Annotated in this window: 13 protein-coding genes; 4 read left to right on the top strand and 9 right to left on the bottom strand. The window is 65.5% G+C overall.

Annotated elements, in window-relative coordinates; all coding sequences use genetic code 11:
• Nucleotides 1-417: 417 nt before the first annotated feature.
• The 5 genes from DFP89_RS07815 to DFP89_RS07795 all read right to left on the bottom strand — a co-directional run bounded on the left by DFP89_RS07815 (nt 418) and on the right by DFP89_RS07795 (nt 5,700).
• The gene (locus DFP89_RS07815) at nt 418-597 is read right to left on the bottom strand and encodes a hypothetical protein (protein WP_114348869.1); all 180 of its coding nucleotides are present in this window, start codon (nt 595-597) and stop codon (nt 418-420) included.
• A 69-nt stretch (nt 598-666) separates the two neighbouring features.
• Nucleotides 667-2,253: an ABC transporter ATP-binding protein gene (locus DFP89_RS07810; RefSeq protein WP_114348868.1), complete on the bottom strand. Its 1,587-nt coding sequence runs from the start codon at nt 2,251-2,253 to the stop codon at nt 667-669.
• Complete coding sequence (locus tag DFP89_RS07805; protein ID WP_114348867.1) at nt 2,250-3,065, bottom strand: ABC transporter permease; 816 nt, start codon at nt 3,063-3,065, stop codon at nt 2,250-2,252. The genes DFP89_RS07810 and DFP89_RS07805 overlap by 4 nt, the downstream gene beginning before the upstream one ends.
• On the bottom strand, nt 3,062-4,000 hold the full coding sequence (locus DFP89_RS07800; protein ID WP_114348866.1) for an ABC transporter permease: 939 nt from the start codon (nt 3,998-4,000) through the stop codon (nt 3,062-3,064). Before DFP89_RS07800 ends, DFP89_RS07805 begins: the two co-directional genes overlap by 4 nt.
• 65 nt (nt 4,001-4,065) lie before the next feature.
• Complete coding sequence (locus DFP89_RS07795) at nt 4,066-5,700, bottom strand: MFS transporter (RefSeq protein ID WP_114348865.1); 1,635 nt, start codon at nt 5,698-5,700, stop codon at nt 4,066-4,068.
• 267 nt (nt 5,701-5,967) lie between these two features.
• On the opposite strand from DFP89_RS07795, the gene DFP89_RS07790 reads away from it, so the two are divergent.
• From DFP89_RS07790 to DFP89_RS07780, 3 genes are all read left to right on the top strand, one after another.
• Nucleotides 5,968-7,269: a D-amino acid dehydrogenase gene (locus DFP89_RS07790; protein WP_114348864.1), complete on the top strand. Its 1,302-nt coding sequence runs from the start codon at nt 5,968-5,970 to the stop codon at nt 7,267-7,269.
• A gap of 312 nt (nt 7,270-7,581) precedes the next feature.
• On the top strand, nt 7,582-8,322 hold the full coding sequence (locus DFP89_RS07785) for a L,D-transpeptidase (protein WP_114348863.1): 741 nt from the start codon (nt 7,582-7,584) through the stop codon (nt 8,320-8,322).
• A 124-nt stretch (nt 8,323-8,446) separates the two neighbouring features.
• Nucleotides 8,447-9,367, top strand: a complete 921-nt coding sequence (locus DFP89_RS07780) for a lytic transglycosylase domain-containing protein (protein ID WP_245948620.1) — start codon at nt 8,447-8,449, stop codon at nt 9,365-9,367.
• A 78-nt stretch (nt 9,368-9,445) separates the two neighbouring features.
• Here the strand turns inward: DFP89_RS07780 and DFP89_RS07775 are convergent, their stop codons facing one another.
• The 4 genes from DFP89_RS07775 to DFP89_RS07760 form a co-directional block, all read right to left on the bottom strand.
• The gene (locus DFP89_RS07775; protein ID WP_114348862.1) at nt 9,446-10,918 is read right to left on the bottom strand and encodes an ABC transporter substrate-binding protein; all 1,473 of its coding nucleotides are present in this window, start codon (nt 10,916-10,918) and stop codon (nt 9,446-9,448) included.
• A 58-nt stretch (nt 10,919-10,976) separates the two neighbouring features.
• Nucleotides 10,977-11,669, bottom strand: a complete 693-nt coding sequence (locus DFP89_RS07770; protein WP_114348861.1) for a CDP-alcohol phosphatidyltransferase family protein — start codon at nt 11,667-11,669, stop codon at nt 10,977-10,979.
• A gap of 101 nt (nt 11,670-11,770) precedes the next feature.
• Nucleotides 11,771-12,646 (bottom strand): phosphoserine phosphatase SerB, encoded by an 876-nt coding sequence (gene serB / locus DFP89_RS07765; RefSeq protein WP_114348860.1) that lies wholly within the window; start codon nt 12,644-12,646, stop codon nt 11,771-11,773.
• Between the two features lie 91 nt (nt 12,647-12,737).
• On the bottom strand, nt 12,738-13,358 hold the full coding sequence (locus tag DFP89_RS07760; RefSeq protein ID WP_114348859.1) for a transglycosylase domain-containing protein: 621 nt from the start codon (nt 13,356-13,358) through the stop codon (nt 12,738-12,740).
• 190 nt (nt 13,359-13,548) lie between these two features.
• On the opposite strand from DFP89_RS07760, the gene DFP89_RS07755 reads away from it, so the two are divergent.
• Nucleotides 13,549-14,697 carry a phosphoserine transaminase gene (locus DFP89_RS07755; RefSeq protein WP_114348858.1) on the top strand — a complete coding sequence of 383 codons (1,149 nt, stop codon included), beginning with the start codon at nt 13,549-13,551 and terminating at the stop codon, nt 14,695-14,697.

Here is a 14,697-nt window from a genome sequence, read left to right as displayed (position 1 = left end):
GGCGCGGGTGCCGGGCGTTGTCATGGCATCCTGTGTTCGCGCGTCAACTTCGGCCAAGAGGCCGGGCTGTGCAACCGCAATCGCGCGGAGCGGCGCGCGCCGCGATCGCTCAGGGGCCGGCAAGATCAAGCCAAAGCTCCTGTCAGCACGGTTGACAGGGCGTTCATTGCTCAGGCAAAAGTGATGCAGTGGCGGGCAGGTCTGGCGACCGCGTGACCACGAGGAACACCTGGGCGGCTATGCGGGGAGGCTGGCCGCCATTCAGGGGAGGAGCAACAGGCCCTGCGGTGACCGCAGGGCCTGTTGTCGTTCAGGCGGCGATCGGAAAAAAGCTGACCGCCAAACCCATGGAAACCGGGAGATTAGGCAATATTGCCTATATGGCGCCCGCGCCAGGCACGCGCCACGCGGGCAGGCTCAGGCCGCGGATCTGATCGCTTCGCCGGTTTCGGCCAGCGGGTCGGGGGTGCGATTGCGGGCGGACCAATCCGGCATGGGTGATTCGGGCATCGCCAGAGGCTTGCCGTGATCCGTCGCCATATCGGGCTGGATCGCGCCGGCAAGATCCGGCGTCCGGGTGGTGATCGAGCTGCTCATCGCTTGCCTCGCATTCATAAAAGCGAGGGGGAGTTAGGCGTTGGGGCCGGAAAGTGCAAGCCTGCTGACCTATTCGTGAGCGATCCAGCCCTCGGGGATCTGCGGTGACGCTGCGATCAGGCGCCGGGTATAGGGGTGTTCGGGCGCTTCCATGACCTTATGGGTGGCGCCGCTTTCGACGATCTTGCCATTTTCAAGAATCAGCACGCGATCGGTGATCTTGCGCACCACCGACAGGTCATGGCTGATGAACAGATAGGCAAGGCCGTGACTGACCCGCAGTTGCGCCAGCAGGTCCAGAACCTGCGCCCGCACCCGCACGTCCAGCGCGCTGACCGCCTCGTCCAGAACGATCAGGCGCGGCTTGATGATCAGCGCCCGGGCAATGGCGATGCGCTGCCGCTGCCCGCCCGAGAATTCGTGGATATAGCGGCGCATGGCATCGCCGGTGATGCCAACGTCATAAAGTGCTTCGGCGACCTGCTCGCGCCAGTTGCGGGGCCGGCCGGTCAGATGAAAGGGCTCGGCCACCAGCCGCTCGACCCGCCAGCGCGGATCGAAGCTGCCATAGGGGTCCTGAAACACCACCTGCATCTGGGCGCGCAGTTTTGGGGCAAGGTCGCGCCCGGCGCGGATTTCCTGCCCGTCCAGCGTGATGCGCCCGCCTTGCAGCGGATCAAGGCCAAGGATGGCGCGGGTCAGCGTCGATTTCCCGCTGCCGGATTCGCCGATCAGCCCCACGGATTCGCCCTGATCGATGTGAAAGCTGACCTCATCCACCGCGCGCCAGCTTTGCGCGGGGCCAAAGCCCGAGGCGCGGGGCAGGGGATATTCGCGCACCAGCCCCTCGACCTTCAGCAGGGGCTTGGCCTCTGCGGGCTTCAGCACCAGCCGGGGCTGGTGGTTCGAGGCGGCGAAAAGCTGGCGCGTATAGGGATGGCGCTGGTTGCGAAACAGCTCTTCGGTTGGGCCTTCCTCGACGATGACGCCCTGCTGCATGACCGCGACCCGGTCGGCGATGCCCGCCACCACCGCAAGGTCATGGGTGATCAGCAGCATCGCCATGTTTTCGTCGCGCACGAGGCCGCGCAGCAGGTCAAGGATCTGCGCCTGCGTGGTCACGTCCAGCGCCGTTGTCGGCTCGTCCGCGATCAGCAGGTCCGGGCGCTCGGCAATGGCCATGGCGATGGCGACGCGCTGGCGCTGGCCGCCCGACAGCTCATGCGGGAAAAGCGTCAGCGGAAAGCGCGGCGCGGTCAGGCCGACGCGGTCCAGCCGGTCGCGGGCGCGCGCCAGGGCCGCCTCGCGGTTCAGGCCCTGATGGATGCGCAGCACCTCGGCCACCTGATCGCCGATGTTCATCAAGGGGTTCAGCGCCGTCATCGGCTCCTGAAAGATCATGCCGATGCGATGGCCGCGAATGCGACACAGCGCGATCTCGGGTTCAGTCAGCAGGTTCCTGCCGTCCAGCGCGACCTGTCCCTCGGCCTGCATGCCGGGGGGCAGCAGCCCGATGATCGACAGCGCTGCCATGGACTTGCCCGAGCCGCTTTCGCCGACCAGCCCGGTGATCTGCCCCGGCATCAGCCGCAGATCGACATCGCGCAGGATCTCGCGCGTGCCGATGGAGACGGAAAGGTCGCGGGTCTCGATCATGGCACGGACCTGCGCAACCGGGGGTCCAGCGCATCGCGCAACCCGTCGCCCAGAAGGTTCAGGCCCAGGACGGTGATGACGATGGCAAGGCCGGGGACGATGGCGACATGGGGGGCGATGGCGAACATGGTCTGCGCCTCGGCCAGCATCCGGCCCCAGCTTGGGGTGGGGGGCTGCGCGCCCAGCCCGACATAGGAAAGCCCCGCCTCGGCCAGAATGCCAAGGCTGAACTGGATGGTGCCCTGCACGATCAGCAGGTTGGCGATATTGGGCAGGACATGCTGCAGGCTGATCCGCCCCGCACCCTTGCCCGCCACCTGCGCCGCGCGGATATAGTCCAGCGTCCAGATCGGCAGCGCCCCGCCACGGGTGACGCGGGCAAAGACCGGGATGTTGAAGATGCCGATGGCGATGATCGCGTTCACGGCGGACGGCCCCAGCGCCGCCGTGATCAGGATGGCGATGACAAGGCTGGGGAAGGCAAAGATCAGGTCATTGCCGCGCATGATCGCCTCGTCCAGCCAGCCGCCGCGCCGGGCGGCGGCGATCAGGCCAAGGGGCACGCCAAAGCCCATGCCGATCCCCACCGCGACCAGCGCCACCGCGATCGAGGTCCGCGCGCCCATCATGATCATCGACAGCATGTCGCGGCCCAGCTGGTCGGTGCCCAGCCAATGCTGATCCGATGGGGGCTGCAGCTTCTCCGCGACCGAGATCTGCAGCACATCGCCCGGCGTCCAGACAAAGGACAGCGCCGCCGCGACCAGCGCCAGCCCGGCCAGCACCCCGCCAAGGATCAGCGACCACCTCATTTGCGCAGCCTCGGGTCGATCAGCGCATAGCCCAGATCGACAAGGAAGGTGACAAGGATCACGGCGGCGACCAGCACCAGCACCGCGCCCTGCACCACGATCAGGTCGCGCTGGGTGATGGCCTGAAAGATCATCCGCCCCAGCCCGGGCAGGTAAAAGACATTCTCGATGATGATGGCGCCGGCCAGCAGAAAGGAAAACTGCATGCCCAGAATGGTCAGGACCGGGATCAGCGCATTGCGCAGCGCGTGGCGGGTCAACACCTGCGCCGCGCTCAGCCCCTTGGCGCGGGCGGTGCGGATATAATCCTGTCCCAGGGTCTCGACCAGGGATGAGCGCAGGACCCGCGCAAGGATCGCCGCCTGCGGCAGCGCCAGCGCGACCGCGGGCAGGATCAGCGCCCTGAGTGCCGCCAAAGGATGGCCCCAGCCCGGAAAGCCGCCCGCCGGCAGCAGTTGCAGATTGACCGCAAAGACCAGCACCAGCAGCATGGCGAACCAGAAATTCGGCAGCGAGATCCCGATCTGCGTCACCCCCATGGCCAGCGTGTCGCCGACCCGACCCCGGCGCGCGGCGGCATAAAGCCCGATGGGAAAGGCGATCACCACCGCCAGCACCAGCGCCATCAGCGCCAAGGGCAGCGACACTTGCATCCGGTCAAGGATCATCCCCGCGACCGGGGTCTTGTAGGTAAAGCTATAGCCCAGATCGCCGGTCAGAACGCCGCCGATCCAGCCCGCGTAGCGCATCGGCCAAGGCCGGTCCAGACCCAGCTGCTCGCGCAGCGCGGCGACGGTATCGGGCTGGGCGCCGGTTCCCAGCATGTAGCTGGCCGGGTCGCCCGGCACCAGCTCGACCACCGCGAAAATCACCAGAGACGCCACAGCAAGGCTGAGGCCAAGGGCGGTCAATCTGTGAATGACGTAGCGTCGCATGTCTAAAAGGCTAGTGCCGTCCGCAGGAACGGTAAAGCGGTCATGCACGGCGCTTGGGTTGTCCCTTAGGGCAGTTCCAGCTTGCCCAGCAGCGGCAAATCGTCACTTTGGCTGACCGCGTGGCGCTCGATCATGCGATGCACGGCGGGCGGGTGCTCGCCGCGATGCAGGCGGTGCAGGTCCTCATAGGTCTGGAAGTCGGCCTTGGTGCGGCGCAGGTTGTGGCGCACATATTCGTCCCAGGTGGCGATGTGATAGCTTTCGGTCCAGCGCTCGGGGTTCTCCAGATCGCGCAGAAGCGCCCAGTTCCGCGCCCCGTCGCGGCGGCGGATATTGCGGCGCAGCGCCATCAGGCGCAGGAATTCGGGCACGTCCTTCTGGTCGATCTCATAGTCGATCATCACCATGATCGGGCCGGAGCGGCCGCGCAGGTCCAGCCGCAAGGCCGGCTCGCGAAAGCGGTTCACCGGGTCCAGATCGACAGTGCCGAATTCAGGGATGCGCAGCCATTGCCCCAGCACCGCGCCAAGGATCAGCGGGATCGCCGCCAAGGCCATCGCCATGTCGACGCCATGGGTCGAGGCGACGGCCCCCCAGACCCAGCTTCCCAGCGCCATGCCGCCGAAAACGGCGGTCTGATACAGTGCCAGGGCGCGCGCCACCACCCAGCGCGGCGTCGAAAGCTGCACAGTCACGTTGAAAAGCGACAGCGCCAGAACCCAGCTTGCACCGGCGGGCAGCATGGCCGCGGCATGCGCCCAGACGCTTTCGGTCCATGCCAGCACCAGCGCGGCAGTGGCAAAGCCCGCGAAAGCCAGCCGCACGACGTTTTCATTGTCCAGCCGCTCGCGCAGGCGGGGATTCAGCAGCGCGCCGCCGATGGCGCCAAGGCCAAAGCAGCCCAGCAGCAGGCCGAACAGCAAGGATCCGCCCTGCGGCTGTTCCTTGGCGACAAGCGGCAACAGCGCCATGACGACAATCGCCGAAAAGCCGAACAGCGCGCCGCGCAGCAGCACCCGCATCAGGTTCGGCGACAGCGCCACATAGCGCAGGCCGGCGCCGACGGCGGCCACGAAGGGCTCGGGCGAGGTGGTGCGGGGCGGGGTCTGCGGATGCCAGCGCAAAAGCGCCCCCAGCAGCGGGATATAGCTGACCGCATTGACCGCGAAGGCTGCCGCCGCCCCGAATGCGGCGGTGATGATACCGCCCGCCGCCGGCCCCACGCTGCGCATCAGGTTGAAGCCGACCGAGTTCAGCGACACCGCGGCGGGCAGGTCCGCGCGCGGCACCAGATCCTGCATGCTGGCCTGCCATGGCGGGTTGTAGATCGCCTGCCCGACCCCGATCAGAAAGGTCAGCGACAACAGCAGCAAGGGCGTCATCCAGCCCTGCCATGTCAGCACCGCCAGCAGCACCGAGACCGCCGCCATGAAAGCCTGCGCCGCCAGAAGCAGCGTCTTGCGGTCAAAGATATCCGCCAGCGCCCCCGAGATCAGCGCGAAAATCATGATCGGCAGCGTGTTCGAGGCCTGCACCAGCGCGATCAGCGTCGCCGAGTCGGTCAGCTGCGTCATCATCCATGCCGCGCCGACCGATTGCACCAGCGCCCCGAAATTCGAGATCAGCGTCGCCGTCCAGAGCGTGCGGAAATCGCGATGACGAAACGGGGCAAAAGGGCTTGGGCGCGCGGAACTTGGCATGGGGCTGAAAACCTGGGGCAGCGGTCCCGCCAGCCTAAGCAGAGCTGCCGCGGGCTGCAATCACCCCGGCGCAAATTCTGCCGGGTGATTCCGCTTCGCCGCCACCGGATGTCCCGCCATATCCGGTATGGATCGAAGAATATTTCCTGAAACCGCCAATCGGTCGAATATCCATCGACGGGATGGTCAAATTTGTCGCAAGATCGGGAATTCATTTTCCGGCATTCGGCTATTTTTGCCGCAACTTGGTGTTGGGGATGCGCGAAGATGAAAGTCATCGTTCTGGGGGCTGGCGTTCTTGGGGTTACTTCGGCCTGGTATCTGGCCAAGGCCGGCCATGAGGTCACGGTCATCGACCGCCAGCAGGGCCCGGCGCTGGAGACCAGCTTTGCCAATGCCGGCGAGGTCTCGCCCGGCTATTCCTCGCCCTGGGCCGCGCCCGGCATTCCGATGAAGGCGCTGAAATGGATGTTCCAGCGCCATGCGCCGCTGGTGATCCAGCCGAAACTGGACTGGCAGCGCATCTCGTGGATGGCGCGCATGCTGGCGAACTGCACCAGCTCGGCCTATGCGATCAACAAAAGCCGCATGGTGCGTCTGGCCGAATACAGCCGCGATTGCCTGGGCGAGTTGCGGGCCGAAACCGGCATCCAGTATGACCAGCGCATGCAGGGCACGCTGCAGGTCTTCCGCAAGGCTGAGCAGATGGACGCGGCCGGCAAGGATATCGAGGTGCTGCGCGCCGATGGCGTCCCCTTCGAGGTTCTGGACCGCGCCGGCTGCATCGCCGCCGAGCCGGGTCTGGCCGGATCGGCCGACCGCATTGCCGGGGGCCTGCGCCTGCCGGGCGATGAGACCGGCGATTGCTTCAAGTTCACCAACCGTCTGGCCGAGATGGCCGAGGCGGCGGGCGTCACCTTCCGCTGGGGTGTCTCGATCGAGGCGCTCGAGGCCGAGGGCGGCCGCATCAGCGCCGTGCGCACCGACAAGGGCCGTATGACCGCCGACCGCTATGTGCTGGCCATGGGCCCGCATTCGCCCAAGCTGGTCAAGCATCTGGGCCTGAACCTGCCGATCTATCCGCTCAAGGGCTATTCGCTGACCATCGACATCGAGGACGAAAGCCGCGCCCCGGTCTCGACCGTCATGGACGAGACCTACAAGGTCGCGATCACCCGTCTGGGCGACCGCATCCGCGTCGGCGGTCTGGCGGAAATCGCCGGCTATGACCTGCGCCTGAACCCGCGCCGCCGCGCCACGCTGGCGAAATCGGTCAGCGAACTGTTCGGCGGCTCGGGCGACCCGGACAAGGCGCTGTTCTGGACCGGGCTGCGGCCGATGACGCCCGATGGCACCCCCATCGTCGGCGCGACGCCGATCCCGAACCTGTTCCTGAACACCGGCCATGGCACGCTGGGCTGGACCATGTCGGCCGGCTCGGGCCGTCTGGTCGCCGACCTGATCTCGGGGCGGACGCCCGACATCGCCGCCGACGATCTGGGCTATGCCCGTTATCTGCGCGGCGCCAAGCGCCCGGCCATGGGCGTGCTGCAACCCGCCGGGGCCTGAGGCCAGGACGCAAGGGGAAACAAGGGGCTGGCGGTGACGCCGGCCCTTTTGCTTTTGGGGTGGTGGTGCGGGGCGGGGCTGCTCTCAAGTTTTCCAAACGCGGGGCGTTTGCCAAAACCATTTGGCAACAGTCGGGTAACGAATTGTTCTGCTTGCCGGGCTTGCCCTTGACGTCCCGAGGGTATGAAACACTGATATGCCTTTACGAATCGCGCTTGGCCTTTTGCTCGGGTCGGGCGCGCGATCTGACGAATCGTCAATGCTGCCACGGCTGCGCCCTTTGCGCGCGCCGCGTTACGAAGGGAAATAACCATGCGCCTTGCTTCGCTGATGCTGGCCATGGGGCTTGGCCTTGCCGCCTGTGCCCCGACGCCTCAGACCACGACCGCGCCCGCCGATCAGGGCGTTTACGGCGCCCGCACCGATAGCGGCCCCAATGGCGAGCCGATCGAGATCCATGCCGTCCGCCCCGCCTATCTGACCGAAAGCAACCGCCGCCAGCGTGTCGCCTATAATGGCCCCGAGGCGCCCGGCACCATCGTTGTCGATCCCTATGCGCGCTTTCTCTACCACGTTCTGGACAATGGCGAGGCCATGCGTTTCGGCATCGCCGTCGGTCAGGCCGGCAAGAATTTCCAAGGCAATGCCACCATCCGCCGCAAGCAGGCATGGCCCAGCTGGACGCCCACCGCGAACATGGTGCGCACCCAGCCCGAGCTTTACGGCCCGCTGAAGGGCGGTCTGCGCGGCGGCGTCGACAACCCGCTGGGTTCGCGCGCGCTGTATCTTTATCGCGGCGGGCGCGACACGATGTATCGCATCCACGGCACGATGGACCCGTCCTCGGTCGGCAAGGCCACTTCGGCCGGCTGCATCCGGCTGTTCAATCAGGACATCATGGACCTGTTCGACGAGATCCCGAACGGCACGCCGGTCAAGGTCCGCACGCCGGGCGAAAGCCGCGCGCTTGAGGGCGAGATGATCCAGCAGCCGAACGGCTATCTGGTCCCCGCCAATCAGGTCCAGACCGCCGCCGCGACCCCGGCGCCATAAGCGACATCGCAGCGTGAACACATGCGCCCCTGCCTTGCGGCGGGGGCGTTTCCATGTGCCGCAGGGGCAAGACGGTTTTCAAGCCGCGCCGGGGCTGCTATCTGACGGGCAGGTTCTCGGGGTCATGGTCGATATGCGTCATCTGGTTTGGGCATTTCTTGTCGCGCTGACGGCGACCTCGGCCTTGGGCTATGAGGCGATGAATGCAACTGACAGCCATCCCGCGCCGCGCAAATCCGACAAGATCCGCTGCACCGACGATGCCAGCACCTGCATTTCGGTGGTGAATTACGTCCCCGATGTCTGCTCGGCCATCGAGCGCTCGGCCGGGCGGCACCGGCTGGACCCGCATTTCTTTGCCCGCCTGCTGTGGAAGGAAAGCCTGTTCGAGCCGGGTGCCGTCAGCCCGGTGGGCGCGCAGGGGATCGCGCAATTCATGCCCGGCACGGCGGCGCTGGTCGGGCTGGACGATCCCTTCAATCCGGCCAAGGCCATTGATGCCTCGGCCCGCTATCTCAAGCAACTGAGCGACGGTTTCGGCAATCTGGGGCTGGCCGCCGTGGCCTATAATGGCGGCGAGAACCGGGCCGCGCGCTTCAAGGCGCAGGGCGGCAACCTGCCCTGGGAGACGCAGGATTATGTGCAGGCGATCACCGGCAAGGATGCCTGGACCTGGCGCGACAATCCGCCCGAGGCGCTGGATATCCGGCTGGACAAGGAACAGTCCTTTTACGCCGCCTGCGTCGATCTGGCCAGTTCGCGCAAGCTGCGCGAGTTCAAGACCAAGGACCACGCCTGGCCCTGGGGCGTCATCGTCGCCACCCATCCCAGCCAGTCGGGCGTGACCGGGCAGGTCTCGCGGCTGAACCGGCAATTGCGTCCCATTCTGGGCGGCAAGCGTGTCAGCTATGTGCGGCGCAAGGTTTCGGGCGGGCCGAGGCGGGTCTATACCGCGCAGATCGGTTATTCCTCGAAATCCGAGGCGCATGCCTTTTGCAGCCGGTTGCGCGGGGTCGGTGGCCGCTGTCTGGTGCTGAAGAACTGAACGCCGCGCTTGTGGCGGCGTTCGATGGATATTTGAGTGAAGAAGAAACTGGGTGAGGGGGGCGCTGTGGGGGCGCCCTTAGTCTTTCCAGTGGACGCCGGTCAGGTCATTGGCGGGCATGGGGGCGTTTTCCCACAGGCCTTCGATTTCGGCCTTGGCGACGCCGGTTTTCGCCAGCTGGAACAGGTAGGCGTTGACATAGTCATTCGCGATGATTTCCTGCGCCTGTTTCAGCAGGTTTGAGCGTTCGCTTGGGTCGGTGGCGGCATCGAGTTTCGTCAGCACCTCGCGCAGGGCCGGGTTCTGGTAGTTGAAGTAATATTTGTCGCGGCCATAGATGCCGATATCCATCGGCTCGACATGGCTGATGATGGTCAGGTCGTAATCGGCATTCTTGTAGACCTGCTCCAGCCACTGCGCCCATTCCATATTGGTGATCTGGGTCTCGATGCCGATGGCGCGGAGTTCCGCCGCGACGATCTCGCCGCCGCGTCGGGCATAGGGGGTGGGCGGCAGGGCAAGGCGCAGCGTCAGGTTGGTGACGCCGGCATCCGCCAGGAGCTTTTTCGCCAGTTCCGGGTCATGGGCGGATTTCGCCGTCAGGTCGGTGTAATCCGGGTGATGGGGGGCGAAATGCGTGCCGATCGGGGTGCCATAGCCGAACATGGCGCCGTCGATGATGTCCTGACGGTTCACCGCATGGGCGATGGCCTCGCGCACCCTGGCATTGTCGAGCGGGGCTTTGGCGTTGTTCATCGCCAGGATCGTCTCGCCCTCGGTGGTGCCGACCAGCACCTTGAAGCGCGGATCGGACTGGATCTGCGCCAGCGTCTCGGGCGCCGGATAGATCGGGAAGGCGTCAATATCGCCGGCCATGATTGCCGCGAATGCCGCCGTCGGGTCGCCGATAAAGCGGAAGGTCGCGGTCTTCAGCGCCGGTTTCTCGCCCCAATAGCCGTCATAGGCGGTCAGGGTGATGTGGTCGCCCTGTTTCCATTCGCCGAATTTGAACGGGCCGGTGCCGACCGGATGGGTGGCGATCTCCTTGACGCTGGCGGGGTCCAGCATCACCGCGTCGCCCCAGGCCATCTTGAAGGGAAAGGCGCCGTCCGGGGCTTTCAGCGTCACGCGCACGGTCTGGGGGTCGATGGCCTCGACGGTCTCGATGCCTTCGAACAGTCCCTTCTGGGCATTGGTGCTGTCGGGCGCGCGGGCGCGGTCGAGCGAAAAGATCACGTCCTGCGCGTCAAAACCTGCGCCGTCATGGAAGGTCACGCCGGGGCGCAGATGAAAGGTATAGGCCTTGCCGTCATCAGCCACATCCCAGCTTTCGGCCAGACCCGGCTTGACGCTGCCATCGGGGCCGATGCGGGTCAGCCCCTCGAAGAGGTTGGCATAGACCACCTCGTCGATGGCGGCGGCGGCGCCGCCGGTCGGGTCGAGGTTCGGGGGCTCAAGCACCATGGCCAGCGTGATCGTGTCGGGCGCGGCAAGGGCCGGCGTGGCAAGCAGGGCCGTCAGGGCGGCCGTTTGCAGGAATCTGGCGAACATGCGCGCCCCTTTTTTGGTTAACCTGTCGGGGGCAGCTTCCGGGTAAATGGCCTGGCGATCAAGCCCGTCTCTCGGTCAGTTGCTGGGCGAGGCCTGCGAAGGTCAGCCAGAGCGAGGTCACAAGCAGGCCCCAGCGGGCAATGCTGTCGGGGTGGAAATCGTCCAGCACCGCCCAGACTGCGAAGACCACCCAGGCGGCGGTCATCGGCAGCGAGATCGCCCGCCAGCGCACGGTGCGGACCGGGTGGATGAACTTGATATTGGTGAACATGGTATAGGTCAGCGCCACCACCACGATCAGGATGATCCAGAAGTTCGGCTTCAATGCGAACAGGACCAGCACCAGCATGTTCCAGCAGGCCGGAAAGCCCGCGAAGGAGTTGTCCTTGGTCTTCATCCGGGTGTCGACGAAATAGAGCACGCTGCCATAGGTGATGGCGATGATCGCGATCCAGCCGGTCCAGCCGGGCAGCAGACCCGACATGAACAGCGCATAGGCCGGGATGAATACATAGGTCAGGTAGTCGATGATCAGGTCCATCAACACGCCGTCATAGGTCGGCCAGTAGCGCGTGACGTCATAGCGCCGCGCCAAGGGGCCATCGATCCCGTCCACGATCAGCGCGATCACCAGCCAGAAGAACATTTCCGGCCAGTCGCCCTTGCCCGCGGCCAGCAGGGCGAGCATGGACCAGACGGCGCCGGTCGCGGTAAGCAAATGAACGGACAAAGCTTTAAGACGAGGACTCATGTCCTGCTTTTGTCACCGAACCGTTGTAATCGCAAGTTCGTGAGCCGCCATTGGCGCCGGTTTCGGGGCTGGGTGCGGCTGGGATGCGACGCGCGCGGGTCTTATTCGACGAACTCCTCGGCCGCGTAGCCTTGCAGATACAGAAGCGCGGTCAGATCGCCATGGTTGATTCGGATATTCACCTGCGCCGCAACCGAGGGTTTCGCGTGCGCCGCGACCCCCGTGCCCGCCAGTTGCAGCATGCCAAGGTCATTGGCGCCGTCGCCGACCGCAATCACATCGGCGGGGGTCAGCCCGCGCGCGGCGGTGATGTCCTGCAGGGCCTCGACCTTGGCTTCGCGGCCCAGAACCGGCAAGGCGACATGGCCGGTCAGCACGTCATTGTCGGCCAGAAGCGTGTTGGCGCGGTGTTCGTCGAACCCCAGCGCGGTCGCGACCGGGCCGGTGAATACGGTGAAGCCGCCCGAGACCAGCGCCGTATAGGCGCCCTGCGCGCGCATGGTGGCGACCAGTTGCCGCCCGCCCGGCATCAGGGTGATGCGCGTGTCCAGAACCTCGTCCACGGCGGTTTCCGGCAGGCCCGCCAGCAGGGCGACACGAGCGATCAGGGCCTCGTGGAAATTAAGCTCTCCGTTCATCGCCTGCGCGGTGATGGCGGCGACGTGGGGGCCGACGCCGGCGACATCGGCCAGCTCGTCGATGCATTCCTGCTGGATCATGGTCGAATCCATGTCGGCCAGCAGCACCGCCTTGCGCCGTCCCAAAGTGGGCTGGATAGCAAGATCGAAGCCCTGCGTTTGCAGGATTTCCCAGACGGCCCAGAAATCGGCGGGCTGGGTCTCGAGCGGGAATTCGGCGGCGATGCCCTCGCTGAGCCAGATCACATGGCCGCCCTGCCATTGGGCACGCAGGTCATCGACCAGGGTTTGCGTCAGGTCGGCGCACCTGGGGGCGGCAAGGATGGTGACGGTGAACATGGGGGGCTCCGCTGCGGATGGCTGGGGCTGCACTAGCGAATGCGGGGCGGGGGTGCAATCGGGGGGCGCGCCTCAGGTCAACTTGTGCGGCTCATTCGCATTTCCCCAACGGGACCCGGACCGATAGGGGCTTCGCGACCGCGGCGCTTGCCTCTTCTGCGGATATGAAACCGTGTTTCGCCATGCTTTTCAGGACGTGGTTGCGCCGTTTCAGACTGCGGTCAGGGAGGAGGGAGGGGTTGAGTCTTGCCGGTGCCTGAATGATCGCCGCCAGAAGCGCCGCTTCGTGCAGTTCAAGTTCCGGGGAGCTCTTGCCGAAATAAGCCATGGCCGCGCCATCGACGCCAAAGCAGCCTTGCCCCAGATAAACGCCATGGATGAACCAGTCCAGAATTTCTTCGCGGTTCAAGGCCCGTGCAATGGCCATTGATACCGCGAATGACCTGTCCATACCCGGCTGGGGATACCAGTTCGTTATGCTTGAGGTGATCAGCGACCGGCCCGCCGGGCGATTGCGGAAATCGCGGTCTTCGGCCACGAGAAAGGCATCCCTGACCTTGTTCGGGAGGGGCAGCCAATCTGTCCGTGCGTCTTCATATGCCGATCGCACTGCATCGGGTTCCAGGACGGGGAAGGTTTCGTTGGCCCCGGCCGGCGTGAGAAACCCGGCGACAGCAAGGATGATGCTCGCGCAGATCGGCAGATATTTCATGGTGAATTGCCTGTGCTCGTCTGTCGCGGCAAGTTATCGCGGGTTGACAGCCATGCAACCCGATGCGGGGGTGAGGCAAAGGCGGATCGGGGCTCAAGAATCCCTCTTGCGGGAATCTGCGGCCCGATATATCGCCGTCAGCGGGACACGCCGCCCCAACGCGGCGCTATCTAGCTGGAAGGCTACACATATGAGCATGACTGCTCCGGCTGCGCGCCCGGTCAATCCGCGCTTCTCCTCGGGCCCCTGTGCCAAGATCCCCAATTTTTCGCTGGATATGCTTGCTGACGCGCCGCTTGGCCGCTCGCATCGTGCCGCGATTGGCAAGTCGAAACTTGCCGAGGCCATCGACCTGACCCGCGAGGTCCTTGGCGTTCCCGCAGATTACCGGATCGGCATCGTTCCCGCCTCGGATACCGGCGCGGTCGAGATGGCGCTGTGGTCGCTTCTGGGCCCGCGCAAGGTCGAGATGCTGGCCTGGGAGAGCTTTGGCGAAGGCTGGGTCACGGATGTCGTGAAGCAGCTCAAGCTGGACGCGGTGACGCGCAAGGCGCCCTATGGCCAGATCGTCGATTTCACGCAGGTCGATTTCGACAATGACGTGGTTTTCACCTGGAACGGCACGACCTCGGGGGTGCGGGTCCCGAATGGCGATGCGATCCCGGCAGGGCGCGCCGGTCTGACGATCTGCGACGCGACCAGCGCGGCCTTTGCCATGGACCTGCCCTTTGACAAGCTGGATGTGGTGACCTTCAGCTGGCAGAAGGTGCTGGGCGGCGAAGGGGCGCATGGCGTCCTGATCCTGAGCCCGCGCGCCGTCGAGCGGCTGGAAAGCTATGTCCCGGCATGGCCGATGCCCAAGATTTTCCGCATGACCAAGGGCGGCAAGCTGATCGAGGGCATCTTCAAGGGTGAGACGATCAACACGCCCTCGATGCTGTGCGTCGAGGATTATCTGGTGGCGCTGAAATGGGCGCAGTCGCTGGGCGGGCTGAAGGGCCTGATCGCGCGTTGCGATGCCAATTCGGGCGCGGTGCGGGATTTCATCGCCGGCAAGGACTGGATCGCCGATCTGGCCGAGGATCCGGCCACCGCCTCGACCACCAGCGTGTGCCTGAAATTCACCGATCCGCGCATCAAGGATGCCGCCGCTTTCGCCAAGGCCGTCGCCAAGCGGCTGGAGAAAGAGGGCGTGGCGCTGGATGCGGGCGCTTACCGCGATGCGCCGGCCGGGCTGCGGATCTGGTGCGGGGCGACCGTCGAGGCCTCCGATGTCGCGGCGCTGATGCCGTGGATCGAATATGCCTTCAACGCCGAGATCGAGGCGCAATCCGCGTGA

Source organism: Paracoccus lutimaris, from assembly GCF_003337565.1.
GTDB lineage: Bacteria > Pseudomonadota > Alphaproteobacteria > Rhodobacterales > Rhodobacteraceae > Paracoccus > Paracoccus lutimaris.
Note: the sequence above shows the minus strand (reverse complement) of the source record. Positions and strands in the feature narration are given on the sequence as shown.